Annotated in this window: 32 protein-coding genes and 1 tRNA gene; 16 read left to right on the forward strand and 17 right to left on the reverse strand. The window is 40.1% G+C overall.

Annotation, left to right across the window (positions count from 1 at the left end):
• The 3 genes from FJ354_00005 to FJ354_00015 form a co-directional block, all read right to left on the reverse strand.
• A partial coding sequence (locus FJ354_00005) for an integrase (GenBank protein ID MBM3905055.1) occupies window positions 1-295 on the reverse strand: 295 nt, incomplete at its 3' end.
• 182 nt (window positions 296-477) lie between these two features.
• Window positions 478-551 (reverse strand) — tRNA-Phe (locus FJ354_00010).
• Between the two features lie 41 nt (window positions 552-592).
• On the reverse strand, window positions 593-1,129 hold the full coding sequence (locus tag FJ354_00015) for a cob(I)yrinic acid a,c-diamide adenosyltransferase (protein ID MBM3905056.1): 537 nt from the start codon (window positions 1,127-1,129) through the stop codon (window positions 593-595).
• Between the two features lie 162 nt (window positions 1,130-1,291).
• Here FJ354_00015 and FJ354_00020 point away from each other — a divergent pair, with 162 nt between their 5' ends.
• Entirely contained in the window at window positions 1,292-1,846 is a 555-nt protein-coding gene (locus tag FJ354_00020; protein ID MBM3905057.1) for an HD domain-containing protein, read from the forward strand.
• Between the two features lie 259 nt (window positions 1,847-2,105).
• The gene (locus tag FJ354_00025; protein ID MBM3905058.1) at window positions 2,106-2,336 is read left to right on the forward strand and encodes a hydrolase; all 231 of its coding nucleotides are present in this window, start codon (window positions 2,106-2,108) and stop codon (window positions 2,334-2,336) included.
• Here the strand turns inward: FJ354_00025 and FJ354_00030 are convergent.
• A complete protein-coding gene (locus FJ354_00030) occupies window positions 2,333-2,635 on the reverse strand; it encodes a hypothetical protein (protein ID MBM3905059.1) in 303 nt (100 codons plus the stop codon). The two genes, FJ354_00025 and FJ354_00030, sit on opposite strands and share 4 nt — an antisense overlap.
• A 53-nt stretch (window positions 2,636-2,688) precedes the next feature.
• Between FJ354_00030 and FJ354_00035 the strand changes: the two genes are divergently transcribed.
• Window positions 2,689-3,036, forward strand: coding sequence for a hypothetical protein (locus tag FJ354_00035; protein ID MBM3905060.1), 348 nt, complete (start codon window positions 2,689-2,691; stop codon window positions 3,034-3,036).
• A 78-nt stretch (window positions 3,037-3,114) separates the two neighbouring features.
• Window positions 3,115-4,341 carry a TIGR00300 family protein gene (locus tag FJ354_00040; GenBank protein MBM3905061.1) on the forward strand — a complete coding sequence of 409 codons (1,227 nt, stop codon included), beginning with the start codon at window positions 3,115-3,117 and terminating at the stop codon, window positions 4,339-4,341.
• Window positions 4,342-4,608: 267 nt separating this feature from the next.
• Here the strand turns inward: FJ354_00040 and FJ354_00045 are convergent, their stop codons facing one another.
• The 6 genes from FJ354_00045 to aspS all read right to left on the reverse strand — a co-directional run bounded on the left by FJ354_00045 (window position 4,609) and on the right by aspS (window position 11,224).
• A complete protein-coding gene (locus FJ354_00045; protein MBM3905062.1) occupies window positions 4,609-6,471 on the reverse strand; it encodes an acetate--CoA ligase in 1,863 nt (620 codons plus the stop codon).
• 62 nt (window positions 6,472-6,533) lie between these two features.
• A complete protein-coding gene (locus tag FJ354_00050) occupies window positions 6,534-6,803 on the reverse strand; it encodes a hypothetical protein (protein ID MBM3905063.1) in 270 nt (89 codons plus the stop codon).
• Window positions 6,793-8,193, reverse strand: a complete 1,401-nt coding sequence (gatB, locus tag FJ354_00055; protein ID MBM3905064.1) for an Asp-tRNA(Asn)/Glu-tRNA(Gln) amidotransferase subunit GatB — start codon at window positions 8,191-8,193, stop codon at window positions 6,793-6,795. Before gatB ends, FJ354_00050 begins: the two co-directional genes overlap by 11 nt.
• Window positions 8,190-9,638 (reverse strand): Asp-tRNA(Asn)/Glu-tRNA(Gln) amidotransferase subunit GatA, encoded by a 1,449-nt coding sequence (gatA, locus tag FJ354_00060; GenBank protein MBM3905065.1) that lies wholly within the window; start codon window positions 9,636-9,638, stop codon window positions 8,190-8,192. The genes gatB and gatA overlap by 4 nt, the downstream gene beginning before the upstream one ends.
• Window positions 9,639-9,905 (reverse strand): hypothetical protein, encoded by a 267-nt coding sequence (locus FJ354_00065; GenBank protein MBM3905066.1) that lies wholly within the window; start codon window positions 9,903-9,905, stop codon window positions 9,639-9,641.
• A gap of 8 nt (window positions 9,906-9,913) precedes the next feature.
• Complete coding sequence (gene aspS, locus FJ354_00070) at window positions 9,914-11,224, reverse strand: aspartate--tRNA(Asn) ligase (protein ID MBM3905067.1); 1,311 nt, start codon at window positions 11,222-11,224, stop codon at window positions 9,914-9,916.
• 112 nt (window positions 11,225-11,336) lie between these two features.
• On the opposite strand from aspS, the gene FJ354_00075 reads away from it, so the two are divergent.
• The 4 genes from FJ354_00075 to FJ354_00090 all read left to right on the forward strand — a co-directional run bounded on the left by FJ354_00075 (window position 11,337) and on the right by FJ354_00090 (window position 13,637).
• Window positions 11,337-11,576: a hypothetical protein gene (locus tag FJ354_00075; GenBank protein ID MBM3905068.1), complete on the forward strand. Its 240-nt coding sequence runs from the start codon at window positions 11,337-11,339 to the stop codon at window positions 11,574-11,576.
• Between the two features lie 224 nt (window positions 11,577-11,800).
• Window positions 11,801-12,175: a topoisomerase gene (locus FJ354_00080; protein MBM3905069.1), complete on the forward strand. Its 375-nt coding sequence runs from the start codon at window positions 11,801-11,803 to the stop codon at window positions 12,173-12,175.
• A 194-nt stretch (window positions 12,176-12,369) separates the two neighbouring features.
• The gene (locus FJ354_00085) at window positions 12,370-12,588 is read left to right on the forward strand and encodes a hypothetical protein (protein ID MBM3905070.1); all 219 of its coding nucleotides are present in this window, start codon (window positions 12,370-12,372) and stop codon (window positions 12,586-12,588) included.
• A gap of 23 nt (window positions 12,589-12,611) precedes the next feature.
• On the forward strand, window positions 12,612-13,637 hold the full coding sequence (locus FJ354_00090) for a formate--phosphoribosylaminoimidazolecarboxamide ligase (GenBank protein ID MBM3905071.1): 1,026 nt from the start codon (window positions 12,612-12,614) through the stop codon (window positions 13,635-13,637).
• A 202-nt stretch (window positions 13,638-13,839) separates the two neighbouring features.
• Here FJ354_00090 and FJ354_00095 read toward each other — a convergent pair whose 3' ends face one another.
• Both FJ354_00095 and FJ354_00100 read right to left on the reverse strand, forming a co-directional pair.
• On the reverse strand, window positions 13,840-14,169 hold the full coding sequence (locus tag FJ354_00095) for an ArsR family transcriptional regulator (GenBank protein MBM3905072.1): 330 nt from the start codon (window positions 14,167-14,169) through the stop codon (window positions 13,840-13,842).
• Window positions 14,170-14,174: 5 nt separating this feature from the next.
• On the reverse strand, window positions 14,175-14,507 hold the full coding sequence (locus FJ354_00100; protein ID MBM3905073.1) for a helix-turn-helix transcriptional regulator: 333 nt from the start codon (window positions 14,505-14,507) through the stop codon (window positions 14,175-14,177).
• Between the two features lie 316 nt (window positions 14,508-14,823).
• Between FJ354_00100 and FJ354_00105 the strand changes: the two genes are divergently transcribed.
• Window positions 14,824-15,471, forward strand: a complete 648-nt coding sequence (locus tag FJ354_00105; GenBank protein MBM3905074.1) for a disulfide bond formation protein DsbA — start codon at window positions 14,824-14,826, stop codon at window positions 15,469-15,471.
• A 460-nt stretch (window positions 15,472-15,931) separates the two neighbouring features.
• Entirely contained in the window at window positions 15,932-17,206 is a 1,275-nt protein-coding gene (gene prf1 / locus FJ354_00110) for a peptide chain release factor 1 (GenBank protein ID MBM3905075.1), read from the forward strand.
• Window positions 17,207-17,497: 291 nt separating this feature from the next.
• On the opposite strand, the gene FJ354_00115 is transcribed toward prf1, so the two are convergent.
• Window positions 17,498-17,902 carry an HIT family protein gene (locus FJ354_00115; protein ID MBM3905076.1) on the reverse strand — a complete coding sequence of 135 codons (405 nt, stop codon included), beginning with the start codon at window positions 17,900-17,902 and terminating at the stop codon, window positions 17,498-17,500.
• Between the two features lie 79 nt (window positions 17,903-17,981).
• Here FJ354_00115 and FJ354_00120 point away from each other — a divergent pair, with 79 nt between their 5' ends.
• Both FJ354_00120 and ilvD read left to right on the forward strand, forming a co-directional pair.
• Window positions 17,982-18,599 (forward strand): protein-disulfide isomerase, encoded by a 618-nt coding sequence (locus FJ354_00120; protein ID MBM3905077.1) that lies wholly within the window; start codon window positions 17,982-17,984, stop codon window positions 18,597-18,599.
• Window positions 18,600-18,649: 50 nt separating this feature from the next.
• The gene (gene ilvD, locus FJ354_00125) at window positions 18,650-20,323 is read left to right on the forward strand and encodes a dihydroxy-acid dehydratase (protein ID MBM3905078.1); all 1,674 of its coding nucleotides are present in this window, start codon (window positions 18,650-18,652) and stop codon (window positions 20,321-20,323) included.
• A 287-nt stretch (window positions 20,324-20,610) separates the two neighbouring features.
• On the opposite strand, the gene FJ354_00130 is transcribed toward ilvD, so the two are convergent.
• From FJ354_00130 to FJ354_00145, 4 genes are read right to left on the reverse strand one after another with little or no spacing between them, the layout of a single operon-like run.
• Window positions 20,611-20,895, reverse strand: coding sequence for an antibiotic biosynthesis monooxygenase (locus tag FJ354_00130; GenBank protein ID MBM3905079.1), 285 nt, complete (start codon window positions 20,893-20,895; stop codon window positions 20,611-20,613).
• A 36-nt stretch (window positions 20,896-20,931) separates the two neighbouring features.
• Window positions 20,932-21,138 carry a hypothetical protein gene (locus FJ354_00135; GenBank protein MBM3905080.1) on the reverse strand — a complete coding sequence of 69 codons (207 nt, stop codon included), beginning with the start codon at window positions 21,136-21,138 and terminating at the stop codon, window positions 20,932-20,934.
• Window positions 21,135-21,485, reverse strand: coding sequence for a hypothetical protein (locus tag FJ354_00140; protein MBM3905081.1), 351 nt, complete (start codon window positions 21,483-21,485; stop codon window positions 21,135-21,137). Before FJ354_00140 ends, FJ354_00135 begins: the two co-directional genes overlap by 4 nt.
• 38 nt (window positions 21,486-21,523) lie before the next feature.
• Window positions 21,524-21,724, reverse strand: a complete 201-nt coding sequence (locus tag FJ354_00145; protein ID MBM3905082.1) for a hypothetical protein — start codon at window positions 21,722-21,724, stop codon at window positions 21,524-21,526.
• A 165-nt stretch (window positions 21,725-21,889) separates the two neighbouring features.
• On the opposite strand from FJ354_00145, the gene FJ354_00150 reads away from it, so the two are divergent.
• Genes FJ354_00150 through FJ354_00165 form a run of 4 tightly spaced genes read left to right on the forward strand, consistent with a single transcriptional unit; the run spans window position 21,890 to window position 25,630 of the window.
• A complete protein-coding gene (locus FJ354_00150; protein MBM3905083.1) occupies window positions 21,890-23,239 on the forward strand; it encodes an anthranilate synthase component I family protein in 1,350 nt (449 codons plus the stop codon).
• The gene (locus FJ354_00155; GenBank protein MBM3905084.1) at window positions 23,236-23,826 is read left to right on the forward strand and encodes an aminodeoxychorismate/anthranilate synthase component II; all 591 of its coding nucleotides are present in this window, start codon (window positions 23,236-23,238) and stop codon (window positions 23,824-23,826) included. The genes FJ354_00150 and FJ354_00155 overlap by 4 nt, the downstream gene beginning before the upstream one ends.
• The gene (trpD, locus tag FJ354_00160) at window positions 23,820-24,863 is read left to right on the forward strand and encodes an anthranilate phosphoribosyltransferase (protein ID MBM3905085.1); all 1,044 of its coding nucleotides are present in this window, start codon (window positions 23,820-23,822) and stop codon (window positions 24,861-24,863) included. The genes FJ354_00155 and trpD overlap by 7 nt, the downstream gene beginning before the upstream one ends.
• Entirely contained in the window at window positions 24,860-25,630 is a 771-nt protein-coding gene (locus FJ354_00165; protein ID MBM3905086.1) for an indole-3-glycerol-phosphate synthase, read from the forward strand. The genes trpD and FJ354_00165 overlap by 4 nt, the downstream gene beginning before the upstream one ends.

Genomic DNA, 25,630 nt, shown 5'->3' on the forward strand with positions numbered 1-25,630 from the left:
ATCGGATAGATTCCGGGTCAGGCAAATCATTGTCTGCCTTTAGCCTCTGTCCTGTGTTTATCCATCTGACAAATAACTTGAGAATCTTTTTGAAGTCAAAAGTTGTGTTAGTTTCCTGTCCAGTTCTAGAATAATACTGCATTATTTGAGAAACCAGCTTTACTGAATCCTCTTTGGAGAATTTATCCCAATCTTTACCATAAAACTTTGTTAGATAATAGAGGGTTTTGATCTGTTTTAGTATGGTAATTTTTGCCATGGCCGAAGTAATTAGAACATCTTGGTATTTTTTCAATAATTCTATGTTTTTAGGGCTTAATTTAGCCTCGATTTTATTCCACACCCATGTTGACTGAGTGTCGGTATAGAAAACATCGTCACTTTTTTTGTTATTGTATGATCTGACATGAGTTTTACCGCCAACCCTTCTCATTTCTGATATGATATGCGGAGTAGGCACTTAAAGAATACGATGTATGCCAAGGGTGGGACTTGAATCCACGACGGCTCCGTCTTCAGCGGAGTGCTCTCCCAGGCTGAGCTACCTTGGCGTTAAACTTGCTCCAAATTTAGGAATTAAAGTGTCTTTTGATTATGGCTTCCAAATTACGTCTGGCGTGTCGGTACGCTTGTTTGCCAAGCGGGCCATCACAAAGAAAAGATCGGATAATCGGTTTAGGTATTTTTGGCAGGAAATGTTCGTTGTTTCTTTTTTTGATAATTCCACAGAAATAGTCTCTGCCCGCCTTGTCGTGGTTCGAGCAAGATGCAAAAATGCCGCAACTGTGTTACCTCCGGGCAGAATAAAGTTTGTAAGCGGTTTTAATTCTGATTCAAACCTGTCGATGTGTGATTCTAAGTTTAGTATCATGGATTCTGTGATTCGAGTTTTTTGGTCTGATAGATCTGGGTTCGATAGATCCGAGCCTGCGATAAAAAGCTCGTTTTGGATTTGTACTAGCAGTGATTTTATTTCAGAGTCTAGATTTTGTGTGAGAATTATGCCTAAAACCGAGTTGATTTCATCTACTGTCCCATATGCTCGGATTCGAAGATTTGACTTTGATATTCTTGTGCCTCCCTGCAAGCCAGTTGTCCCGTCGTCGCCTGTCTTTGTATAGATTTTCAACTTGTGTGCTAAACACACATGGAATTATTATCTCTTGATTATCACTAATAATTTAAAAGAAGCATCGATTGTGGGGGAATATGACCAAAGTCTCATGTCCTTACTGCCAATCTCAATTTGACAACAAGGAAGATCTCTCAAAGCATATAGACAGGGTTCATCATGGATCAGGCCTGCTTGAAGGCGACACTCGAAAATTCTAAATCCCTCTTTGAATTTATTTTAAAACTAAAGACGATTCCTAGGGCTGGTTGGCAAAAAAAGCTTGGAATTGCTCGACCAGAATCGGTAGCAGACCATACATATTCGGTTGCTGCAATTGCAATGGTATTATCGGATGCCAAAAAACTAGATACTGGAAAAATCCTCAAAATGGCAATACTCCACGATCTAGCAGAGTCCATAACTGGGGATTTGACGCCGGAAGACTGTCCAAAAACTAAAAAAATCCGACTGGAAAATTCCGCAATGAAAAAAATTCTATCATATCTGGATGTAAAAACGCAAAAACAATACTGGACTATCTGGATGCAATACCAAAAAAATTCTACACGTGAGGCAAGACTGCTTCATGATGTGGATAAGCTGGAAATGGCACTTCAAGCCAGAGTCTACTCTAAATCATACCAAAAGAAGAAACTGGAGCCGTTTTTTGATTCTGCAAAAATACACATTTTGGATTCTGATGTCAAAAAACTATTAGAAAAAATATCATAGGCAAATCCGGCAGGATCTGATTTTAACGGTATTCTAAAATAAAATATAGAGCCCATATCTCGCTAGCTTTCAACACATATTGAATCTCCAAAGAGCTCAATTATCCAATTGGATATTACAAGGCCAACCTAGTCACAGAAGCGAATGCGATTCCTTTAAGTACAATCTCTTGGATTGTAAATTTTGCGAGTTAATCTCTAGTTGAAATAATTGAATAAACATTGGATGGTTTTATAGTGGAATACGCTGGATCCGTAATATGTCGACACAGAAAAAAGATGAACTCATCATTGCACAAAACGAGCTAATCGGCATATTATTTGAGATAATCAAAAGATTTCAGGCAAACCATACCCTAGATGATGAATATTTCCAGATAATCTCAGGTAACCCGGGAGAATTTAGCAGAAAAAGATTGGATGAGATTTTATCGGAAAGAGAAGAAAACAGCAAGACAATATCGAAATTGCTGGAGAAAATCGAGCCTTAGTCGCATCCGCAACTGTCGTGGTCTGATATCATTTTGAGTTTTTTTGGAGCCTGTTCAAATCTTGACTGGACGTAGTGCGACATGTTTGTTATTCGGATTATTGTGGGCTTGTGAGTCCAGGTTCCCTCGTTGTCAAACCATGATTCTATTTCGTCTACGTCGTAACGCTGGCCTGAATTTAGGATCTTGCCAAATGTGTCCTTGATGAAGATTTCATCCTGCGTGCTAAGTGTCTTTTTGTTTTGCACGTTTGCGGTAATCTCGTTTAGTAAAATGATAACTTGGTTTGTCAGTGGCATTATACAGTGGTGGTTTCTTTACATTTTAATAATTATCGTATTGATTAGTATTGTTGCAGTATTTTGTTGCTCTAAAATTGGGACAGAAACGAGTTGCGGCATCGCGAGAATATCTAAACAAGCTGACAAACAACAGGGCAATGCCAGCACTTGCATTACAAAACTCAAAGTCCGATGTCTGGGAGCCGGTAGGTGAGGAAAACCTCTATGCAATAGTAGATGAGTCCAGCGGATTTGTCCTAACTGACACATCTGGGTATATCGTTGCAATTTGCGACAGGGGTGGATTTTCCAAGGCCATATTGCAGGGAGTCCAAAAAGAACAATGTGAGCAGCTAGTGGCCCAATTCGAAAAGGACGGCATTCCCAAATTCGCAGGCAAGGTAATCCTGCCTGTGTAGTGTGGTCAAATTTTGTGCATGGGATATATTTTAAATTCGTACTGGGTTGGTAGTAAATACTAAGGAGATAGTAAGGATATGACAAAATTTTCATCTGAAGTAGAGGTACGCGGGCACCTAATTGATTCCATGATACTGACCAAGATTTTTGATGTGATAATGGATCTTGGTGGTGAGTTTGAAGTCTTGCAGATGACCGTTGGGAAAAAGAAAAAAGAGCCAAGCTATGCCAAGCTGCTAATCCAGGGCAGAAACCAAGGAAACTTGGACAAGATATTAGAGCAGGTCTATCGCGAAGGTGCAACTTCAACTATTGGCAAAAACGTGATGCTCAAGCCAGCACCAAAAGACATGTTGATGCCGGAGGATTTCTATTCTACTACCAATAATACCACAGAAATTTTGCTATCGGGCAAGTGGATTACAGTGGATAACATGATGATGGACAAGTGTATCGTAGTAAAGGGGAAAAGAGCAAACTGCACACCAATCCGCGATATCAGAAAAGGTGACCTAATTGTGGTTGGAGAAACTGGAGTCAAGATAACTCCACCAGAGCGACCCCGCGAGGGCTCTAACGTATTTGCGTTTATGGGAAGCAGTAGTTCATCAGAGCGTCCAACTCAGCACATTGCAAAAAAAGTGGCAGAAGACATTTTCAAGACAAAAAAATCTGCCGGCAAAATCATCCTAGTTGGAGGTCCTGCTATTGTTCATACTGGTGCAGCCAATTCTATCGCAGAGCTGATTAGGCTAGGGTACATTGATGGTGTTCTTGCCGGAAATGCTTTGGCAGTACATGACATTGAATATGCGACACTTGGAACATCGCTTGGCATGAATGTCCATGATGGCTCACTTGCAATCAAGGGCCATAGGAACCATATGGACACAATAAATGCAGTATTTCGGGCAGGCTCTATTTCTGAGATGGTCAAAAAAGGAACATTGAAGCGTGGAATAATGTATGAATGCGTCAAAAAGAAAATCCCGTTCATCTTGGCAGGCTCTATTAGGGATGATGGGCCATTGCCTGATGTCATTACTGATACGGCAGTCGCTCAACATGAATACAAAAAGGTACTCAAGGACGCAAAAATGGTAATTATGATATCAACGATGCTTCATTCTATTGCTACTGGCAACATGCTTCCAGCAAACGTAAAGGTTATCGTGGTTGACATTAACCAGCCAACGGTTACAAAGCTGATGGATAGGGGTACATGGCAGGCACTGGGAATAGTCACTGATGTTGGGGCGTTTTTGCCGCTGATTTCCCAAGAGATCAAAAAGATACGAAAATAGATTATTTATCCAGCCTTTCTTCTCTTTTGATTTCTTTGATATGCCTGATTTTTTGTTGATTTTACCACATACTTTTGTGGGGGAACTATATGGTTACCCATTTTTCATTTTCTGAAATAATAATTGGTTTTTCTTACCATGCTGTATGCAGTGTTTCAAACTTATACAACACTCGGTTTCGAGTAAAACTGGAATTTAACTACACAAAAATCTAACTGCAAAGAACTGAATAGGAAAAGTATTGGAAATATCTAGAGTAAAAATAGGTCAGCTATTCTGTTTTATTTCGTCCAAGATTGATGGATTTTCAAGGCCAGACAAGTCTCCTAGCGGCGCACCTAGCAGTTTTGCCCTCAATAGTCTTCTCATTATTTTGCCTGTGCGTGTCTTAGGCATATCTGACAGGACATGAATTGATTTTGGACATGCGAGCTTGCCTATTTTGTCTGATACATAGTTCTGGATCTGTGTCTGAATGTCTTGGACTGGTTTATCTCTGAGTACAACAAACACTACTATTGCTTCACCAGTAATGTCATCTGGGATTGATATTGCTGCAGATTCGGAAATTTTTTGATGTGAAGAAACAACCCGTTCTATTTCTACAGTGCTTAGCCTGTGGCCTGAAACGTTGATTACATCATCTACTCGGCCGTGCATATACCACAATCCATCAGAATCTCTGACTACGAAGTCACCGTGAAACCAGACATCCTTGAATTGACTCCAGTATGTTTGGATGTACCTGGAATCATCTCCAAGCAAGCTACGCGTTATTGTAGGCCATGGTGCCTTTATTACAAGAAAGCCTTTTTGATTTACCAAAGAATTTTGGTTTTCATCTATTATGTCAAGATCAAACCCCGGACATGGCATGCCTACCGTGGTTGGCTTTAATTTCATTCCAGGAAATACCGATAGCATTGCTCCACCTATTTCGGTTCCACCAGCCAAATTCATGATTGGGATTTTTTTGTTGCCAATTTTTTCATATAACCACCACCAGGATTCTTCATCTATTGGCTCTCCTGTAGTTGGGATTATCCTAATTTTATTCAGATTGAATTTTTCCCTTGGATTGACTCCGGATTTTCTAAACATCCTGGTTGCCGTAGGAGAGATTCCAAAAACTGTCACTCCATATTTTGAGAGCAACTCCCATATTCTGTCTTGACATGGATAATCAATTGCACCATCATAGATTGTCGCAGTTGCACCAATTTCGAGCAATCCATATACATTCCACACTTGCCCTGTGATCCAACCAATGTCTGCAGGCCAAAACAAGACATCTTTTGGTGTCAGATCAATTAGGTATGACGCCTGGTGGCCCGCATAAACCGCAAATCCCCCATGCGTATGAATGACGCCTTTTGGATTACCAGTCGTGCCTGATGTGTATAGTATGAACAGAGGATCTTCCGAATCCATTATTCTTGTCTGGCATGTCTCTGATTGATTGGCCACCAGTTCTGCATAGTCTAGAATTTTGTCAGAAAAAGTGTATTTGTCAATGCTACAATATGGGACTATGACTATTTTCTCAATACTGGTTTGTTCTAATGCATTTTGTGCTGCGTCTATTTGAGATATTGATTTTCCCTTGCGACTAAATCCATCAGATACGAACAAGATTTTTGCTTTTGAATCCTTTAACCTAATGTTTAGTGCATCTGAGCTATATCCTGAAAATATTGTTGTCTGGATTGCACCTATTTTTGCACATGCCAATATGGCAATGATTGATTCTAGGATCATCGGCATGTAAATTGCAACGACATCGCCTTTTTTGATATTCAACGACAATAATGCATTTGCAAGCTTATTCACTTGGATTTCTAGCTGTGAATATGTGATTTTTTTCACAGTATTATTTTCTGATACAAAATAATACACAATTTTGTCTGGCGTTTTTTTGGCAAATTTAGTTACTGTGGAATTTATGATGTTTATCTTGCCGTCAATAAACCATTTTGCCCATGGCTTTCCAGCAGAAAAATCAGAAACAATTGTATACTTTTTGTCCCAGATTATTCCAATGTCTTCATTTACTGCATCCCAGTACCAATCGACATCAGATATTGACTTTCTATGGAGATCCTTCAAAGATGAAATTCCATGTTTTTGCATAAATCGAAAAATGTTCGAGTTTTCAGTCTGCTCTTTTGATGGAATAAACACAAAAGACATGGTCAGAAAATTACTAATCCAAGGCGCCTTGCACAGGAGATCATGGTCTTTCCATCATCCTCGTTTATTCCAACAGATGTAAATTTGGTAATCCAGGCTCCTTTTTCGTTTCTTGTGTTTTCTAGATAATATTCGTGTAGGACTTGTGCTATTTTGTTCCTAATTTCGTGCCTAATTTTACCTGGGTCTGCTGTATTAAGCCATGAAAACTCCGATAATTTTGATATTATTCGTATAATTTCTGCCTCGTCGGCACTAATCTCAGATTCCAATTTTTTTCTTGAATAGATTTAGTGTTATTGTCGGGTCAGCTTTTCCTTTGGTTTGTTGCATTACTTTTCCAACAAGATAGTTTATGGTTTGAGGATTTTCCTTTGCCTGCTGGATTGCAGTGCTTTCCTTGGATATTATGTCGTCAATTATTCTGCCCAACTCTGACTCGTCAGAGATTTTTGCTAAACCTGTACTGGATATGATATCTGATGCTGATTTTCCGGTCTTGATAATTTCTTGCAATGCATTTTTTGCAGAGATTCTGGTTACTTTGCCAGAACTTATCATTGATACTAGATCAGAGAGATGTCTTGGAACTAGCTTGGATTGCTCTCGCTTTTCCCTGGTGTCAACTAGGCCCATCAGATCAGTTGTGATCATGTTTGCAATTTCCTTGGCATTTGATTCATCATGTGCCTGTTCAAATAAATCAGAATAATATTTGTCAGAGGACAGGACGTCTGCCACCTGTCCAGGGATACCGTATTTCACGACGTATCTTTCCTTTTTGGAACTGATGCTCTCTGGCATGTTTTTCTTCCATGATTCGAGTGATGCCTCGTCCATTATTACCCACGGTATGTCGCCTTCGAGGATATACCTATAGTCCTCGTCCTCTTCTTTGGATCTGGATGATATTGTTATTTTTCGCTTGTCGTCCCAATGACGAGTCTCTTGTGCAATTTCTATGCCTCTTTCTTTGAGGCTTGTCTGGCGCGTAAGCTCAAAGTGGATTGCCTTTTCCAAATCGTGAAATGAGCCAATGTTTTTGACCTCTACTCGATTTCCGCCTTCGATGGAGACGTTTGCATCTGCACGCATGGCGCCTTCCAGAGTTGGGTCTGATACGCCTAGGTTTTCAAGCAAATCCGATAACACATTAAGAAAGATTCGCACCTGTCGCGGGTTATCGAAATCCGGCTCAGTTACTATCTCTACTAGGGGAGTGCCTGCACGATTGTAATCAACTAGGGTAATTGCGGTTCTCTCTGATGCTCCCTCATAGATTAGCCTGCCTGGGTCCTCCTCGATTTGGATTCGTCTGATCCTAATCTCTTTTCCCTCAATGGATATCTTGCCTTGTTCACCAATACTGGTTGGACCATACAGATTCAGCTGGGTTATTTGGAAATTTTTAGGCAGATCTGGGTAAAAGTAATTTTTTCTAAAAAAGCCAAGGCTTTTTGGCGTCTTGCAATTTAGTGCCATTGCAATCATCGTTGCCTTTTCTACTGCCTTTTTGTTCAGTCTTGGCAAAGTGCCTGGCATTCCCATACATACTGGACAGATGTTTGTGTTTGGCTCAAATCCGCGATAGTTTGCCTTGCAAGTACAGAAAAGCTTACTTTCTAGCTTGGTCAGCTGGCAGTGGATTTCTAGGCCTATCATAGTGGAACCTCCGGTAATTTGGTCGTGCTTTGTAGTGCATATGCTGCCTGAAGCAATTGTTTTTCCTGTAGGGTATTGGCATGAATTTGAATTCCTACTGGCAATCCGTTTTTGACTTCATACGGAACTGAAATTGCTGGAACTCCAGTCAAGTTGGCAGTAACTGTGTTGATGTCGGCAAGATACATTGCAAGTGGGTCGTCTATTTTTTCCCCAAACTTAAATGGCAATACAGGTACAGTGGGCGATATTAGAAAATCGCATTTTGAAAATGCGGATTGGATCTGTTTCTTGAGCTTACTTTTTACTTTTAGGGCCTTAAGTAAGTATTTTCCTGCAAATCCAGCAGACGGTACAAATCCACCAAGAATCATTCTTCTTGTTACCTCTGGACCAAAGCTGCGCCTTGCCTTTGAAATATATGATTTAAACTCATATCCTTCCGAATCCAAGTCATACCCATATCGTAAATTATCATACCTAGACAGGTTGCTTCCGGCCTCAGCCGTAGTAAGAACATAGTATGTCGCAACAGTATATTCCACCATATCTAGTGATACTTCTTCTATTTTGGCACCCATCTTTTCAAATGCAGATACCGAGTTTTTGAACACGGATGCTACCGTACCATCCAATCCGGCGCCGGAACTCATCTCTTTTATGATTCCAATTTTCTTGCCAGATATTCCGGCATCAATTCCAGATAGATAGTCTTGGTTTTTGTTGTTTATTGTGGTAGGATCATGTTGATCTTTTCCTGCAATATGGTTTAGTAGTAATGCGACATCTTCTACTCGCCTACCCATCGGACCAATCTGTTCAATACTATTTGCATATGACACTAGGCCATATCTGGATACCAACCCATATGTCGGCTTTAGTCCAACGATACTACAAAAGCTGGCTGGATTTCTAACAGAGCCTCCAGTATCAGAGCCCAGCGATAATATTGATTCGAGGCCTGCAACAGACACAGCACTTCCTCCAGACGATCCTCCCGGAACATAGTCAGTATTCCATGGGTTTTTGCTTGGGCCAAATGCGGAAAACTCGGTTGCAACACCCATTGCGAATTCATCGAGGTTTGTCTTGCCAATTATTATCGCATCTTGGGATTTTAGCTTGGATACTACCGTTGCATCATACGGGGATATGTAATTCGCAAGCATCTTTGATGCACATGTAGTCTTGCCACCATTGATGCAAATATTGTCTTTTACTGATATTGGCATTCCATAAAATGCACCGACGTTTTGTCCAGCCTTTAACTTTTTGTCTATTGCTCTTGCCTGTTCTAACGCATCATCATTTAATGAAATAAAGGCATGCAATTTTGGCTCTACTTTTTTTATATGCTCCAGAGTTTTTGCTACAAATTCCTCTGCCGTTATTGTACAGTTTTTGATGCCATTGATGTATTCTATGGCAGAGATTCCAAGATTCATCTAATTCATCTTAGGTGCGCGGACGTAGCTGCCCTTGTAGTTTTTGAGTTGTTGTATTAGAGAATCATCAAATCCTACATGTTTATCTTCTCTAAGCTCATCAATTGCAACCTGTTGCACCGGTACTTCCTCTCCCTCAATGTCTGCTTTGTCTAAAATATCAAAATAACCAAGAATTTTTTTTACCCGATCAAAATACTCGTCGGAATTTTCAATGTCTATTCTCATTAGCTTTGCAATGTGCTCAATGTCTTCTTTTGTTACCAAGGTTTCACCTAAGGCGTTAGCCTGTCTACGTCTCTTGGGTACAGGGTGGTGTCTCTTATGTTTTCAGTTCCAGTCAGAGCCATGATTAGTCTCTCTAGTCCTATTCCACAGCCTGCATGCGGTGGAATTCCATAGTCAAACGCCCGAAGGTGGTACTCGAATGTGTCCACTTTGAGTCCTTTATTTTTCATCCTCTCTTCTAGCTCTGCTTTTTTCTCAACCCTCGTGCTTCCGGAGGATAACTCCAAATCTCCAAACATTAGGTCAAAGGATTCAGATATTTTTGGATCTGATTTGTTTATTTTGACATAGAATGGCTTGGGTCCGGTAGGCCAGTCCTTGATAAAGTAAAATCCTTCCAATCCAATTTTTTTAAGATTTGATGGGTATAGATCATCGCCCCACTCTGTCTTTGCGCCTACCTTCTGCATTTTATCGACTAGTTCTGCGTATGTATATTGTGGGATTTTGTCTGGCAATTCCGGCACGACAAATTCGGATTCTGGGTTGTTTTTAGCGTATTCGGATACTATTCTAATTGATGCTTTAATCAAATCCTCGATTCTCTGCATGATGTCATTATAGTCCACATATGCTTCTTCTAGGTCTATCGAGATTGCCTCAGATAGGTGTCGGTTTGTTCTGGACGGCTCCGCTCTAAATATTGGTGCAATCTCGAATACTTTCTCAAAGCTCATCGTTAGTTGTTCTTTGTACAGCTGGGGGGATTGAGCCAAAAATGCCTCCTTGTTATAGTAAAATATTGGAAATAGTGCAGCGCCGCCTTCTGTTGCAGTTGCAATCATCTTTGGCGTGTTGATTTCTAAAAATCCGTTTTCATAAAAATAATCCCTAATTGATTTGAGAACCAGGCTTCGCGCCTTGAAGACATGTTGCAATGGCTTTCTTTTCAGATCAATTGGTCGAATCTCTAGTCTAGTATCGATGTTTTTGACTGTCTTTGCATATGGCTCAAATGGCGGAATTTTTTCAACTTCGGAGAAGACCCTGAGCTCTTTTGGTATGATTTCTATTCCGTTTGGTGCCTTTTCCGATGGTTTTATCGTACCTAGTACCCCAACTGACGAGTGGGCTTTTAGATGTGATATTTTTTCTCGCACATCATCTGGACAACTTCCCGCTTTTGCAACTATCTGAATTTCACCTTCTTTATCCTTTAATGCCATAAACGAAATGTTACCGTGGCCTCGAACCGATAGGACCCAGCCCATTACTATGACATCAGTGTTTTCCATTTTTACCGATAACTGATTAGAATAATGGGTCCTACGCCATTTTTCTAGGTCTGTGCCTATCATGGTATCTGTGCTTGGCAGTCTGTATTTATTTTTATGAAAGAGGCACTTTGAGCCTAGATTTTCATATTGAACACTTGAAAAATTAATTAGACAATTCTAGATCCATGTTACCATGAGCGGAAACGAGGATATTGTGGACTATATCAAGGAAGTAAGAATGGTTCTGGCAGATAGTATAGATACACTACTAACCCTTCAGCATGATTTGCAAAACGAAATTACTGTAGAAAAAGACGATGAGATAACATCGATCTCCAGCAAGGCCCAGCTTCTAGACATCACATATGATATTGCATATGATCAAAAGATCAAAAACGCTCAGGACGAACTTTCAAAACGCGACATTTTATGAGCAAAGAGTCTCGAGAGCTAAAAAGTGCTCCCAAGACCCTTTGACTGGCACAGTGAATTTGTAATTCACCTTTTGGGGATTCTTGATATGATGTGAACCGAAATTATTAAAATGGTTGCGTAGAAAAGATCCAGATTTTGTTCTTACATACTGACAATTTGTCCATCTTTTTGTCATGAATATTCACTCCAACACAAGATTAGATATTGGACCACTCCACAATCGTGGAGATTTCATACGATGAGATTTCCGATCTTCGGGATTTCATTGTGTCATTGAACTTATCATCAAGTGTCGTAATAGTAGAAGGGAAAAGAGATACTGCAGCACTCAAATCCCTTGGTTGTAGCCAACAAATTCTGGAGTATCACAAGTTTGGTGGTATGACTAAATTTGCAGATTCTGTATCTGATAAGAATTTAATTTTATTATTTGATTCCGACCGAAAGGGAAAGTATCTCGCAAGAAAGGTAATCGAGCAACTTGAGCGAAGAACTCGGATTGATCTTTCATACAAAAAACGTCTAGTGCAGATTACCCGTGGAAGAATTTCTGCTATAGAGGAATTATCACAATACGAAGATTTCATCAATCAATAAAAAAGAAATTAGTTGCCTCCAATTAGGAAGACAACGCTTGCGGATGCTGTTACTAGTTGGTCAGGCGAGAACACTGTGGTTGCAGATTTTGCTTCGGCAAAGTCCTTTACCCCATAGTATGGCATCGATGGTGTATAATATCAGCCATCTAGGCAAAAAAAAGACTAGAAATTACCAGGCCCAATAGTATTATCATGGTCTTATCTGACAGAGAAAAGCTTCTAGTTGTAATATCTAATGCAATTTCGGTCTATTCCATGTATACAAAAAACCCAGACACAATGCCAAAAAATACCACATTGATTGACTTTATTCTCAAGGCAACCCCTGAGGATCTCAAAAAAGACCTCACCATGGATCTAATAGACGAAGTATTTGCATTTGTCTCCAAGACACAAGCTGAACTTTCATAAAGGCTGAATTTATCCAAAATATCATGGTCTCCGTCGCAACCCTAGGTTCGCACTGCGCTCTGCAGGTGCTCAAGGGAGCAAAGGATGAGGGCCTCAAGACCATTCTAGTGTCTGAAAAAAAGCGAGAGCGACTATACAAGAGATTTGATTTTATTGATGAGATGATTCTGGTTGATTCATTTGAAGAGGTACTGGATAAAAAATGCACTACCGTGCTGGACAAGAACAATGCCGTATTGATTCCACATGGCACTCTGATTGCGCAAATGTCAACAAAACAGATTGAATCCATCACGACTCCTGTGTTTGGCAACAAATGGATTCTGAGATGGGAGTCCGACAGAAAACTAAAGGAACAACTCATGATAGAATCCAAGCTTAACGTCCCACAGGCAGTATCTAGCCCAAAGAAGATCAAGCGTCTAGTAATCGCAAAAAGACATGGTGCAGCTGGCGGCAAGGGCTACTTTTTAGCAAGCTCAGAGAAAGATTACATCAAAAAGCGCGATATTCTTGTTAAGCAGGGCCTAATCAAGGGCGACTCTGACCTATACATACAGGAATATGTCATGGGAGTATTGGCATATCTGCAGTTTTTCTATTCTCCGCTCAATAACGATCTGGAATTCTTTGGTGTTGACAAAAGACACGAGTCAGACATTGAGGGTCTAGCAAGAATCCCATCACAACAACAGCTAGGAATGGATTACATTTCCTCGTTTAATGTTATAGGGAATAGCCCAATGGTGTTACGAGAATCGCTATTAGATGAGGTATACCAGATGGGTGAGCGATTTGTGTCTGCATCAAGAAGGTTGGTGAAGCCAGGCATGAACGGTCCGTTTTGCATAGAGGGAGTCTATGATCAGGACGGAAAATTCTGGAGCTTTGAATTTTCTGCAAGAATAGTTGCTGGAACCAATATCTACATGGAAGGCTCTCCATACTCTACCTTACTATATGATATCCCAATGAGTATGGGTAGGCGAATTGCTCGAGAGATAAAACAGGCTTCAAAAATAAAGAAATTAGATAAAGTCACTACTTGAAGACAGTCAGTCTTTACTTTGAAATGATCAATGCCTCTGCAGACAGCACTCCCATTATTACCATTACATTCCTCCGTCTATCACCATTGTGTGGATTTTTTTGTGCAAATCAGATATCAACAGTATTGGGTTTGTTATGATGTGTTTATTTTCCTCTTGAATCACAGACGATGCAGCGACATTCTGCGATTCTAGAATACGTTCAGTTTGATTGGAGATTCAAAACAGGCGTGTTGCCGCCGACAATAATTTCTGCTTTTTTGATTCTCGATTTGTAGTATTTTATTTTCTTACCGGCATCGGATATCTCGTACCTATCTACTTCAATTAGTGTGAGATCTTCTAGCTGGGATAGTATCTTGTATACAGTTGAAATTGACATTTTCTGATCATCGGCTATTGTCTGTGCATCCTTTGCCTTGTTTATTATACAAAACAGGACTGCACGGGAATACACATTTGCGAGTGTCTCTATAATTTGTTGAGTTACGTCGTACTGACTGAGGTTGTAGGTTGACTTTTTGTCTAGCATAATACTCACAGGTTTGGTGCAAGACTCAGAACGGGCTCTGGTTTTTTGATTGAAATGTCTGCTTTGCTGATTCTGGAGCGGTAGACCTTGAATTTTCTGCCCTTGTCAGATATCATCCAGCGTTCCACGTGGACCAGAGTAAGATCCTCGAGGTCTGATAACTTTTTGTAAACAGAAGATAGGGGAATTTTGTACTTGTCTGATATTTCTGCTGCTGTCTTTCCTTGTTTTATTACCGAGAAAAGTATGGTTCTCGATTCTGCATCGGCCAAGGCCTCGATTACCTTTTGCGTGACGTCGTATTTTTTCAGCTGAGGTAAAGTAAATCGTCTAGTCAAGTTACTGTGTTACGTTTTCTCCTCATTAAATAAAATGTTATTGTTCTAGTTATATGGAATGAGAACAGATAATGTCGTTTTGGTGTCTTTTCTAGTAGGTATGATTCAGGGGTTGCTTCTTTCACATCACCCCCAAACCAGTGCACTAATGCCGAAAACACAACATGCTTACTACGGATTTCGCCTCAAAGCCCAGCAATCCAAATCCATTTCTATTGGGTCTGGGTTTTGCAGCATTGCAAAAAACACGGCATTGTATGCCCTGACAAAATGTGGATAGCAAAACTATTTGTCTTGTCATATAACCGCATAAGGTATGTCCAAAGTGACGCTTGCAATTCCTGTTGGAATTGGAATAGCTGCCGCAATCTTTGTGGTAGTTTTTTTTGGATCAAATACATCTCAGGATGATTTTGATTTTACATTGTCTGACCTAATAGAGCGCGGCTCTCCACACGTAGGAGATTCGTCTGCACAAATCACAATAGTGGAGTTTGGTGATTATCAGTGCACATTCTGCTTCAAATTCCACCAATCCAGCCTCGATGTGATCAAAAAAGAATACATTGACTCTGGCAAGGCAAGCCTTGTTTTTGTTGATTTTCCTCTAAACGGTCCTGACTCTGTACTTGCAGCAGAGGCGACTCATTGCGCAAATGAACAGGAAAAATTCTGGGCAATGCATGACGAAATATACCACAATTGGAACGGCGAGAGGACCGGCTGGATTAATCGGGATTCAATCTCCAAGTTCGCACAGACTGCCGGAGTGGATGTCGATTCCATGAATCAGTGTCTTGATTCCAAGAAATATCAAGATAGAGTTCTAGAAACGTATGATTTTGCTAAAGAAATCAATATTGATGCAACACCTTCATTTTTGGTAATATCTGGAGACAAAGTAATCAAGATTACCGGCAACCAGTCGCTAGAAGTGTTCCGAAAGGTCTTAGATGAAATTTAATCTAGACAATTACAATCGTATTGTTGGATTGTGAATATATTTTGGATTTGATTCCAACAATCCCCGGTGCAATCGTTACTTGATGCATTCATGGTATATTGAGGTTCTACACCACCAAATTTTCTTGTCCTAGTAGACATATCCAGAAATAAGATTTTGTTTTACAAGTTTTGCGTCTGGCATATGTTTACACGCATTAAAATTCCAAGCTTGACTAGTGTGTACAGGGTCGGGGGTTGATGTTATAGGTTGAACTCACACCAAATCGTAAATGTGATAATGCCCATGTCATGTTATTTTATAGTGGAATGACTTTGGATAGTCCTATATTTGGAATTGGCAGGTCTGTTTTTGCATGGATTAAGCACTGTCTGATTTTTATTGACTAATGTGGCATTTTGTAGTGTTTTGATGTGCTATTTTGGAATCTTAATATGGCATTCGAAAAAGCTTGTCTTCATTGGGAAAAATCAACATAGAAAAACAAGACTCGGTCAAGATTTACAAAATTAAAAGAACGTTAGACGAATTATCAAGAATTTCAGGTAGGGGAACTGAGCTTATCACGGTGTATATTCCAAAGGGTAAGCAGCTACACTTGGTCATAAACCAATTACGAGAAGAGCAAGGAACTGCCGATAACATCAAGTCTGCCATGACTAGGACTCATGTAGTGGATGCTTTGGGCAGAGTCCAGCAGAGGCTAAAGCTGTACAAAGAAGCTCCCGATCGAGGGTTGGTCATATTTTGTGGTGCAGTACCACCAGAAGGAGGCGGACCAATAGGAAGCGAGGTAATAAAGGTCTGGGAGTTAGAGCCGCCAAAAGAGCTTACCACGTCATTGTATAGATGCGATGATCATTTCCATGTAGATATTCTCAAGGACATGCTAAAAGACGACAACCTCATTGGATTTTTGGCAATCGACACTAAAGATGCAGGATGGGGTTTACTACACGGTGATAAAATTGAGGTATTGCGCGAGACAAGCTCCGGTGTTGCTGGCAAACACAGACAGGGAGGTCAATCTGCCAGAAGATTTGAGAGACTGCGGGAAATGGAATTATCATATTACTATAACAGGGTTGCCGAAGTTACCAAGGAATTTTTCATAGACATTTATCCAATCAAGGGCCTAATTGTCTCTGGGCCTGGACCGACAAAGGAGGATTTTCTAAAGGAAAACTATCTCGAATATAGACTTCAGGACAAAGTACTTGCAACACTAGACACTTCGTATTCCGGCTCTGAAGGAATTCGTGAAGCATTCATGAAGGCTCAGGATGTTTTGTCAGATTTCAGACTAGCTGAAGAAAAAAAACTGGTTGAGAGATTGTTCCGAGAGATAAACAATAGAACTGGTCTTGGGGTGTACGGCCTACAAGATATTCTAAAATTGCTCAAAAACAATGTAGTCGATATTTTGCTAATAACGGATGACACAAATCTAAACAGATTAGAGATTACCTGTAATAGATGTAAGAACACTCAAGAAGAAATTCTAGAGCATTCAAAGCTAATACCAAGAAGGACAGAACTGCTAAACAAACCATGTCCTTCCTGCAAGTCAATGGACCAATCAGAGGCATCACAGGATTTGGTGGATTATTTATCCACGATAGCTATTCCTGTTGGCACAAAAATCGAGGTCATTTCTGGTTTGTCAGAATACGGAGTGATGCTATCTAGCCTTGGAAAAGCAGCAGCCATTTTGAGGTATAATCCTAATCTCTAGCTTGTGTTTTTTGATCAAAGACTAGTTCCTGTTTTTTTCGTATTATCATATGGTGAAATGTTCTCTCAAGGCGAAAATTTGAATCATATTTGGAATTGGAATCGTGTGTTTACTGTATCGTTAGTGGTCTTCCGGTTCTCAGATTCTAAAATTGGATACACATGTCAACCCAGTCAAGCATATAAAAAGTGGAAAATTCCGAGGCGAAAATGTTTGATATGATTTCTGGGTAATTCCAGAAATAAACAGAATCTATGAATTTTTGAACAGACTAAAAGACCAAATGTTCGACTAGAGATTTTGCTTTATTGTGCTGGCCAGATTATCTAATTCTTCTGAGCTTGGTATGGTTCTCTTTGTCCAGACTGCGCCCATCTCGGCATATCTTGGTATGATATGCACGTGAACATGCGGGATTATCTGCTTTGCAGCCCGTCCATTGTTCTGCGCCAAAGAAAACGCAACTGCTCCAGTTGATGCCATTATCGCTTTTGCAATTTTTGGAATTTTTGAGAATAAATCACCTACTTGGTTTTCTGACATGTCTGTTATCTTTTCATAGTGGTGTTTTGGCACGACTAAAACGTGACCCTTGTCAATCGGATACTTATCCAAAAATGCCACATGGTTGTCATCTTCGTATATGAAATGCCCCTCCCTGTTCTTTGATATGATATCACAAAAAATGCAGCTCAACTAGAGAATCATTAAAACTGGATTTTATTATGGTTATGCGATTGATTAAATTAGTACTGGTATTGGAGTACGAATAACCATGGGTGAAAACCGAGATTCCCGACGTGAAAAAGAGAGGGAAAACTATGCTTCCAAGCAAAAGTCACAAAAACAGAAAAACAAGCTGATTGCAGCAGGAATTTTTGCTGTAATAATCGGAATTATAGCATTTGCATCGTATACTTATTATGAAAAAATAGCAGTCACAGGAACCCAAATGTCAGGACCTCCTGGTGCCGGCAGACTAGGGGATGAACACGAGCATGCAGCCATTCTTGTCAGGATCTTTGGTGACAAATTCGACTTTTCTCTACCGGATTATCAAGTAAAAAGTCCGTATATCCACTTTGAGAGCCAAAATGGTGACACCATCCACAGACACGCATCCAATGTTCCACTTGGATTCCTCTTTGACTCAATCAAGATAGGATTTGATGATGAATGCTTTGTGTTCCGAGACAAAAAACCAGAACATACATTCTGCAATAACGAGGATTATTCATTAAATTTCTATGTAAATCACGAAAAGGTACCAACACTGAGCAACCATATTCTCAAAGAAGATGACAGAATCCTAGTGCTATACGGCAATGAAAACCAGACCCAGATAGATAACTACCTAATGGAACTAGATGGGCTCTTCATAGAGAAGCAATAAGCTGAGAATCAGCCAAATTCTAATATGCTATTGCGTAAAATGGTGATATAATGGAGATTTCAAGTAGAAATGTAGTGTCTGGTACCGCGCGAGCGCCACACCGCGCAATGTACAAGGCAATGGGATTAACAGACAATGATCTGGATAAGCCGTTTATCGGGGTGTGCCATACAGGAAATGAGGCAACGCCATGTAATATCCACCTGCCAAGACTAGCTATTAGGGCAAAACAAGGAGTATCTGATGCAGGATTTACCCCAAGGGAATTTTCCACAATAGCAGTATCCGATGGCATAGCGATGGGCCACGAAGGTATGAAGTCATCTCTGGTATCTCGCGAGATAATTGCGGACTCGATAGAGATAATGGTGCGCGCTCACCAGTATGATGGATTTGTAGGAATTGCAGGGTGTGACAAAAGCCTTCCTGGTACAATGATGGCGATGGCGCGACTAAACCTGCCGTCGATTTTTGTATATGGCGGTACAATAATGCCTGGAATGCTTAACGGTCAACAGCTTACAGTACAAGACGTTTACGAGGCAGTTGGAGCATATGATGCCGGAAAGATTACACTGGAATCTCTAAAAAGTATAGAAAACTATGCTTGCCCCACTGCAGGATCCTGCGGTGGAATGTTTACTGCGAATACAATGGCGTCAATTTCTGAAGCATTAGGGATTGCATTACCTGGCAGTGCTTCTCCCCCAGCTGAGGATGAGAGACGTGAGAAGATGGTGTACGATACAGGTGTTGCATGTGTGCAGGCTTTGAAAAACAATATCCGACCGCGGGATATTTTGACATTTGAGGCATTTGAGAACGCTATTACCATACTGAATGCAATCGGTGGCTCTACCAATGCCATTTTGCATTTGCTGGCAATATCACATGAGGCCAAGGTAAATCTGACCTATGATGATTTTGAGAGAATTCGAAGAAAAGTACCTCATGTTGCTGATTTGAAGCCAGGTGGAATGTATGTCATGAATGATCTGGATAAAGTAGGTGGTGTACCATTGATGTTAAAGAGATTGTTAGACAGAAAATTACTCCATGAAAATGTGTTGACTATAACCGGCAAAACAATGAAGCAAAATCTGGATAGTATTGTGTTGCCGCCATCAAATGACGATATTATAAAACCCATGACAAACCCACTACACAATACCGGTACTGCTGTAATTCTGAAAGGATCACTGGCTCCAGATGGTGCCGTAGTAAAAATGTCTGGCGTAAAGATTACCAAATTCACCGGAAAAGCCAAGTGTTTCGACAGGGAGGAGCTTGCTTTTGATGCAGTATCACAGAACAAAATCAAGGAAGGCGACGTGGTTGTGATTCGATATGAGGGTCCAAAGGGTGGTCCTGGAATGAGAGAGATGCTGGCAGTCACTGCTGCATTGGTAGGCCAAGGATTAGGAGAAAAAGTGGCAATGGTAACCGATGGCAGATTTTCAGGAGCGACTCGCGGATTTATGATTGGACATGTGGCGCCAGAGGCCTTTATTGGCGGAAACATTGCTTTGTTGCAAGATGGTGATGAAATCACTATAGATACAGAAACCAACAAGATTGACTTGCATATTTCTTCTGATGAAATGGAAAACAGAAGAAAAGCTTGGAAGCCAAGAAAACCAAACTATGAATCCGGGGCATTGGCAAAATATGCATCACTGGTAGGCTCTGCAGCACAAGGTGCTGTGACTAGTCCTATTTGGTAAATTAAACACGATTATTGCTAAATCGATAGTCTCCAAGAGAAATCTTTTCGGAAATTGATGTGGAGTAAGTCCATGATTATGCAAGAGAGTCACAACTTAAACGAAATTAATTATTATCATTCCAAATCTCAGTTATTATCAAATTAGACGTCATATCTACCAGAATTGATAAGGAATCACGAAAACTATCCTCATTTGAAGACATTAGTTCATAGAGTCAAAATCTCCATGTCAGAGTATAGGCTGACTTTCTTCTGGTAAGATTTGCAGAATTGTTTACAAGATATCTATTGAGAAATTATATCGTAAAACTTTCTAGAAGGTCCTTGCTTTAGAAATCCCATTAACTGCATTGCTATCTGATGATGTTCTTGTGTCTGGTGTATTTTATGATGTGACTCTTCACTCTCAAACTCTGCAATAATGACATACTTTCCGTCACTTGATTTGCCCAGCCTTCTTCCTACAAATCCTGGATTTTTAGCAAGAATTTTGTTTGTTTCTGCAATCCAAGTCGCAAATTCCTCTTCTTTGTCCTCCTTGAGAGGCATGTCTATTATTGCAACATACATTATTCTACCAACATACAATCCAGTTAAGAGTATTTCTCAGATTTCCGGAATAAAATTATCACAGCCAGAGTTGCATGGCTTGTTCATTACGCCCTGGCATTTACCCATACCATCATGCATTATTCTGTGGTGACCGCAATTGCGACACTTTACCCTAAAGTATGCGATAAGATCATCCATTGGAATCTCAGATTTTGTAATTTTACCATCAGTGGCAATATAGTTTGATTTCTCATCTATCATTCATTCCACACCGATTGTTTTTTGAGCCAAGACACCAAATCATGGTACAGATGACTGGTCTGAACATTAATCACGTTAATTTCTACATTGGTGCTTGATTTTGCTGTTTTAGTATATGTATCATACTTGCAAAATACCACCCTGTCCAAATATGTCTCACCTTCAATCTCTTTTTTCCCAAGCTCATCTGATTCCGAAATTGAAAAGCTCACAAACAACACCCCGTCTGCCCAATATGCATTTGCAGACTCTAATGTAGAAATCATACTAACTAGATCATCAAGACTCATCTTTATCAAATCATGGACGTGGATTTTTTTGTAGGGCTCGTAGATAAAATCAGTCATGGATTGGTATCTTTGTAGCTGCTTTATCAGTTTTACAACTAGAATCCATGGACGCTGCAAACAAAAACGGTTCTATCCCCAATCTTTTTTGCAGTAATGCCAATTCCCTCCCTTAACTCCGACTTGCACAAGGCGCACATTACTTCGGTTGCAGAGCTTTTCAGTGGAATTTGCGGCTTGCCAAAATACATCTCCGAATACAGCACATGAGATTTTGGCTTTGCAAGCATCTGACTCATAATACAAATAGATCAAGATCGCATATAAAGGTACCGTACCATACCGTAATTCTTACAACATTGGAGCCTGATCATGCGTAAATTATCCCAAATTCTTGAAAAAATTACCAAAAACTCGCGACAAACAACTCATTAAATATCCCAAATCAGCAAGCAACACTATGGGTGGCCACCTTTGGTAACCATACTTGTACTATAATACCCCTAGGCCTACCTGGAACGCAATTCGATATCTATTCCAAACTAGAACAACATTACACCCACACATTTCTCTTTGAATCACTGACTGGTCCTGAAGAGATGGCAGAATCATCTATCATTGGCTTTGATCCAAAGATAATCATCCAAGGATATTCAGATAGAATTGTAATATCATACAAGGACGGCACTACCAAAATAATTCCAACCAAAGATCCAGTAGCAGAATTAAAACAATTCATTACACCAACCCAAGACCAGTCACATCGATACCTGGGCGGTGCAGTCGGAATCATAAACTATGACGCTATAAAACTGTACGAAAACATTCCAATCAATGACAATTCAAAACCAATAATGGAATTTGGAATCTACCAGGACGGAATATTATACGACAACAAAACAAAGCAATCATTATACTTCTATTATGATGAAAACAGAATAAATCAGATAAAACAATCAGAGAGAAAATTTGGTAACATCACTCTATCTGATATCACAACAAACATGGACGAATCACAATTTACTAATATAGTGAACAAGGCAAAGCAATACCTACACTCTGGCGATATCTTTCAAGTGGTATTATCTAGAAAATTTAACTTTTCAGCGTCTGGTGATATTCTGCGCGTATACAAGGAGCTGCGTGCACTCAATCCATCACCATATCTATACCACATGAAGTTTGTACAAAAAACCTACATTGGGTGTAGTCCTGAAATGCTAGTCCGAGTCACAGGCGAGGAAGTAGAGACATTTCCCATTGCAGGCACACGCAAAATCACAGACGATGAGGCAAAAAATAAGCAATTAGAGCAGGAATTGCTATCCGACCAAAAAGAAATCGCTGAGCATACAATGTTAGTTGACCTTGGACGAAATGATGTGGGTCGAGTCTGCAGATATGGCTCTGTTCGTGTACCAGAACTAATGCGGATAAAGCGATTTTCACATGTACAACATATTGTGACTCATGTTGTTGGAAAGCTAGATGAAAAAAATGATATGTTTTCTGCATTTGAGGCAGTATTTCCTGCAGGAACTGTATCTGGTGCACCGAAGATTAGGGCGATGGAGATAATCAACGAATTAGAGCCCGATATCAGAGAACAATATGCAGGGGCTGTTGGATATTTTTCCAACAATGGTTGTTGTGATTTTGCAATAACAATTAGAAGTATCTTTTTTGATGGTACTCAAGGCTTCATTCAATCAGGTGCAGGAATTGTCATAGACTCCACACCCAAAGGCGAGTTCAAGGAAACGGAACATAAGGCTGGGGCCATGATCGCAGCGCTAAAGGAGTCCACAAAATGAAATTTCTAGTCATTGACAATTATGATTCATTCACGTACAATATTGCACATCTGTTGGGCGATCTTGGTGTGGAATCCGACGTCATACGCAATGACAAGATAACTCTGGATGAAATAAAAAAAAGAAACTATGACGCAATAATAATATCACCAGGTCCAGGTACTCCTGAAGACAAAAGATATTTTGGAATCTGTTCCAATGTGATTCACGAGCTAGGGCCAAAAACACCAATTCTTGGAATTTGCCTTGGACACCAGGGAATAATACATGAATTTGGTGGCAAAGTAGTCAATGCAGGTTGCGCAAGACACGGCAAAACAAGCCAGATCAAGCATTATTCTGATTCATTATTTTCTGGTGTGCAAAACCCGTTTCGTGCAACGAGATATCATTCTCTGGTGGGTGATAAGACCATCATACCAGATGTTCTAAAAGTAACCGCAATATCTGAAGACGACGGTGAAGTAATGGGGGTATCGCACAAGGACTATCTAATCGAAGGAGTACAGTTCCACCCAGAATCGATACTAACCACAGAAGGAAAAAAGATCCTCCAGAATTTTATCAACAAGGTGAAAAAATGTTAGAAGACTACATTGCAAGACTCGAAGTCGGCGCAAATCTCAAGCATGATGAGATGGGCAAGGCAATGGAACTACTTCTAACCGAGGGGACATCTGACCAAGTAAAGGCCGTTTTTCTGCAGCATTTGGCAAACAAGGGCGAAACAGACGATGAATTGCTAACAATGCTTGGTAAAATGGAAGAGCGTGGTATCCACATATCGCCAAAATGCAAGTATGCCATAATAGACGTTTGCGGAACGGGTGGTGACAAACTACAGACATTCAATATTTCTACCACTGCGGCATTTGTCATTGCGTCCTGCAAGGGGATAGTGGCAAAGCACGGTAATCGCTCATCATCAGGAATTTCTGGTAGTGCCGATATTTTCGAGTATTTTGGCTATGATCTAAATATGGACCCTATCAAGATAACATCAATAATTGAAAAACACAGAATCGGATTTTTGTTTGCACAGAGATTCCATCCTGCAATGAAAAATGTCGCAGCTGCTAGAAAAATGCTCCAATCCAGGACCGCATTCAATGTTTTAGGACCATTGTGCAATCCTGCACGCGTAAAACACCAGCTAATAGGCGTCTTTTCCGAGGATTATCTAGAGAGATTAGTCAGTATTTTGAAAAGATGTGGTGCACAAAATATCATGACTGTTCACTCCCAGGATGGATTAGATGAATTATCCACCACATCAAAGAACAAGATCTGCTTTCTGCGGGATGGAAATATGGCAAAAATGATAATCGACCCGCTAAAGTTAGGATTGCACCAGGTAACAATTAAGGACTTGCAGATATCAACAAAACAAGAGGCCATAGAATCATTTGTTACAGTTCTAAATGGTACTGCAAGCCAGGCCAAAATAGAGATCACTGCACTAAATTCAGCTGCGGGCCTAGTTGTAGGAAATGTTGCCAAAGACCTAGAGGAAGGACTGGAAATGTCACTGGAATCAATAAATTCTGGTCAGGCATTTTCTCACTTTGAAAATTTTGTCAAAGATTGTGGTGATTATTCCAAGTTAAAGGAGATTACACAATGAAAACGCTACAGAAATTATTTGACAATTCCCACAAGGCAATATCTGACGGCATTTATGACATAACAGAAAAAATCCCAAAATCAAAAATTGATCTAATACAATCAATAAAAGAAAATAAGCATGCATCACTAATCACCGAAGTAAAGTTCTCATCTCCATCACTAGGTAAAATACGCAAAAAATCTGACCCGGTTCAGATTGCTCAAGCCATGGTGGGGGGAGGAGCCAAGGCACTATCAGTTCTCACACAACCATATCTTTTTGAGGGCTCACCGCAATATTTCATGGAAATTAGAAAGCAGGTAAAAATCCCAATGTTGATGAAAGATATAGTAGTTGACAAGGTGCAAATCGATGCGGCAAGAAAAATAGGCGCAGATTACATGTTATTAATCCAGTCGTTGTTTGATGTTGGTCTGCTCAAGGATATTGACGAGTATATCGATTATGGGCACAAAAACGGCCTAATGGTATTATTAGAAGCCCACACAAAATCAGAATTTACCAATTCTCTAAAGACAAAGGCGGATCTAGTTGGAATAAACAATCGAAACCTAGACACCTTGCAAATTGACATTAATACAACAAAAAAGCTGCTGGAAGGATTTGATAATCATAGAATCATAGTATCTGAAAGCGGAATTGAAACCCCCCAAGACATACAATTTCTAAAAAAATGCGGTGCAGGCGCATTCCTAGTTGGATCTAGCATAATGAAGTCAGAAGATATTAAAGAGAACGTAAGGAGTCTTGTAAACGGCATATGA

The organism is Nitrososphaerota archaeon (genome assembly GCA_016872055.1).
GTDB lineage: Archaea > Thermoproteota > Nitrososphaeria > Nitrososphaerales > Nitrosopumilaceae > Nitrosotenuis.

What these genes read in the sequence shown, in the direction of transcription:
- FJ354_00020 (MBM3905057.1), top strand. Translation starts at nt 1,292, where the DNA reads ATGGATCAGGCCTGCTTGAAGGCGACACTCGAAAATTCTAAATCCCTC.
- FJ354_00025 (MBM3905058.1), top strand. Translation starts at nt 2,106, where the DNA reads ATGTCGACACAGAAAAAAGATGAACTCATCATTGCACAAAACGAGCTA.
- FJ354_00030 (MBM3905059.1), bottom strand. Translation starts at nt 2,635, where the DNA reads ATGCCACTGACAAACCAAGTTATCATTTTACTAAACGAGATTACCGCA.
- FJ354_00040 (MBM3905061.1), top strand. Translation starts at nt 3,115, where the DNA reads ATGACAAAATTTTCATCTGAAGTAGAGGTACGCGGGCACCTAATTGAT.
- FJ354_00045 (MBM3905062.1), bottom strand. Translation starts at nt 6,471, where the DNA reads ATGCAAAAACATGGAATTTCATCTTTGAAGGATCTCCATAGAAAGTCA.
- gatB (MBM3905064.1), bottom strand. Translation starts at nt 8,193, where the DNA reads ATGATAGGCCTAGAAATCCACTGCCAGCTGACCAAGCTAGAAAGTAAG.
- gatA (MBM3905065.1), bottom strand. Translation starts at nt 9,638, where the DNA reads ATGAATCTTGGAATCTCTGCCATAGAATACATCAATGGCATCAAAAAC.
- aspS (MBM3905067.1), bottom strand. Translation starts at nt 11,224, where the DNA reads ATGATAGGCACAGACCTAGAAAAATGGCGTAGGACCCATTATTCTAAT.
- FJ354_00075 (MBM3905068.1), top strand. Translation starts at nt 11,337, where the DNA reads ATGAGCGGAAACGAGGATATTGTGGACTATATCAAGGAAGTAAGAATG.
- FJ354_00085 (MBM3905070.1), top strand. Translation starts at nt 12,370, where the DNA reads ATGGTCTTATCTGACAGAGAAAAGCTTCTAGTTGTAATATCTAATGCA.
- FJ354_00090 (MBM3905071.1), top strand. Translation starts at nt 12,612, where the DNA reads ATGGTCTCCGTCGCAACCCTAGGTTCGCACTGCGCTCTGCAGGTGCTC.
- FJ354_00095 (MBM3905072.1), bottom strand. Translation starts at nt 14,169, where the DNA reads ATGCTAGACAAAAAGTCAACCTACAACCTCAGTCAGTACGACGTAACT.
- FJ354_00105 (MBM3905074.1), top strand. Translation starts at nt 14,824, where the DNA reads ATGTCCAAAGTGACGCTTGCAATTCCTGTTGGAATTGGAATAGCTGCC.
- FJ354_00120 (MBM3905077.1), top strand. Translation starts at nt 17,982, where the DNA reads ATGGGTGAAAACCGAGATTCCCGACGTGAAAAAGAGAGGGAAAACTAT.
- ilvD (MBM3905078.1), top strand. Translation starts at nt 18,650, where the DNA reads ATGGAGATTTCAAGTAGAAATGTAGTGTCTGGTACCGCGCGAGCGCCA.
- FJ354_00130 (MBM3905079.1), bottom strand. Translation starts at nt 20,895, where the DNA reads ATGTATGTTGCAATAATAGACATGCCTCTCAAGGAGGACAAAGAAGAG.
- FJ354_00135 (MBM3905080.1), bottom strand. Translation starts at nt 21,138, where the DNA reads ATGATAGATGAGAAATCAAACTATATTGCCACTGATGGTAAAATTACA.
- FJ354_00140 (MBM3905081.1), bottom strand. Translation starts at nt 21,485, where the DNA reads ATGACTGATTTTATCTACGAGCCCTACAAAAAAATCCACGTCCATGAT.
- FJ354_00145 (MBM3905082.1), bottom strand. Translation starts at nt 21,724, where the DNA reads ATGAGTCAGATGCTTGCAAAGCCAAAATCTCATGTGCTGTATTCGGAG.
- FJ354_00155 (MBM3905084.1), top strand. Translation starts at nt 23,236, where the DNA reads ATGAAATTTCTAGTCATTGACAATTATGATTCATTCACGTACAATATT.
- trpD (MBM3905085.1), top strand. Translation starts at nt 23,820, where the DNA reads ATGTTAGAAGACTACATTGCAAGACTCGAAGTCGGCGCAAATCTCAAG.
- FJ354_00165 (MBM3905086.1), top strand. Translation starts at nt 24,860, where the DNA reads ATGAAAACGCTACAGAAATTATTTGACAATTCCCACAAGGCAATATCT.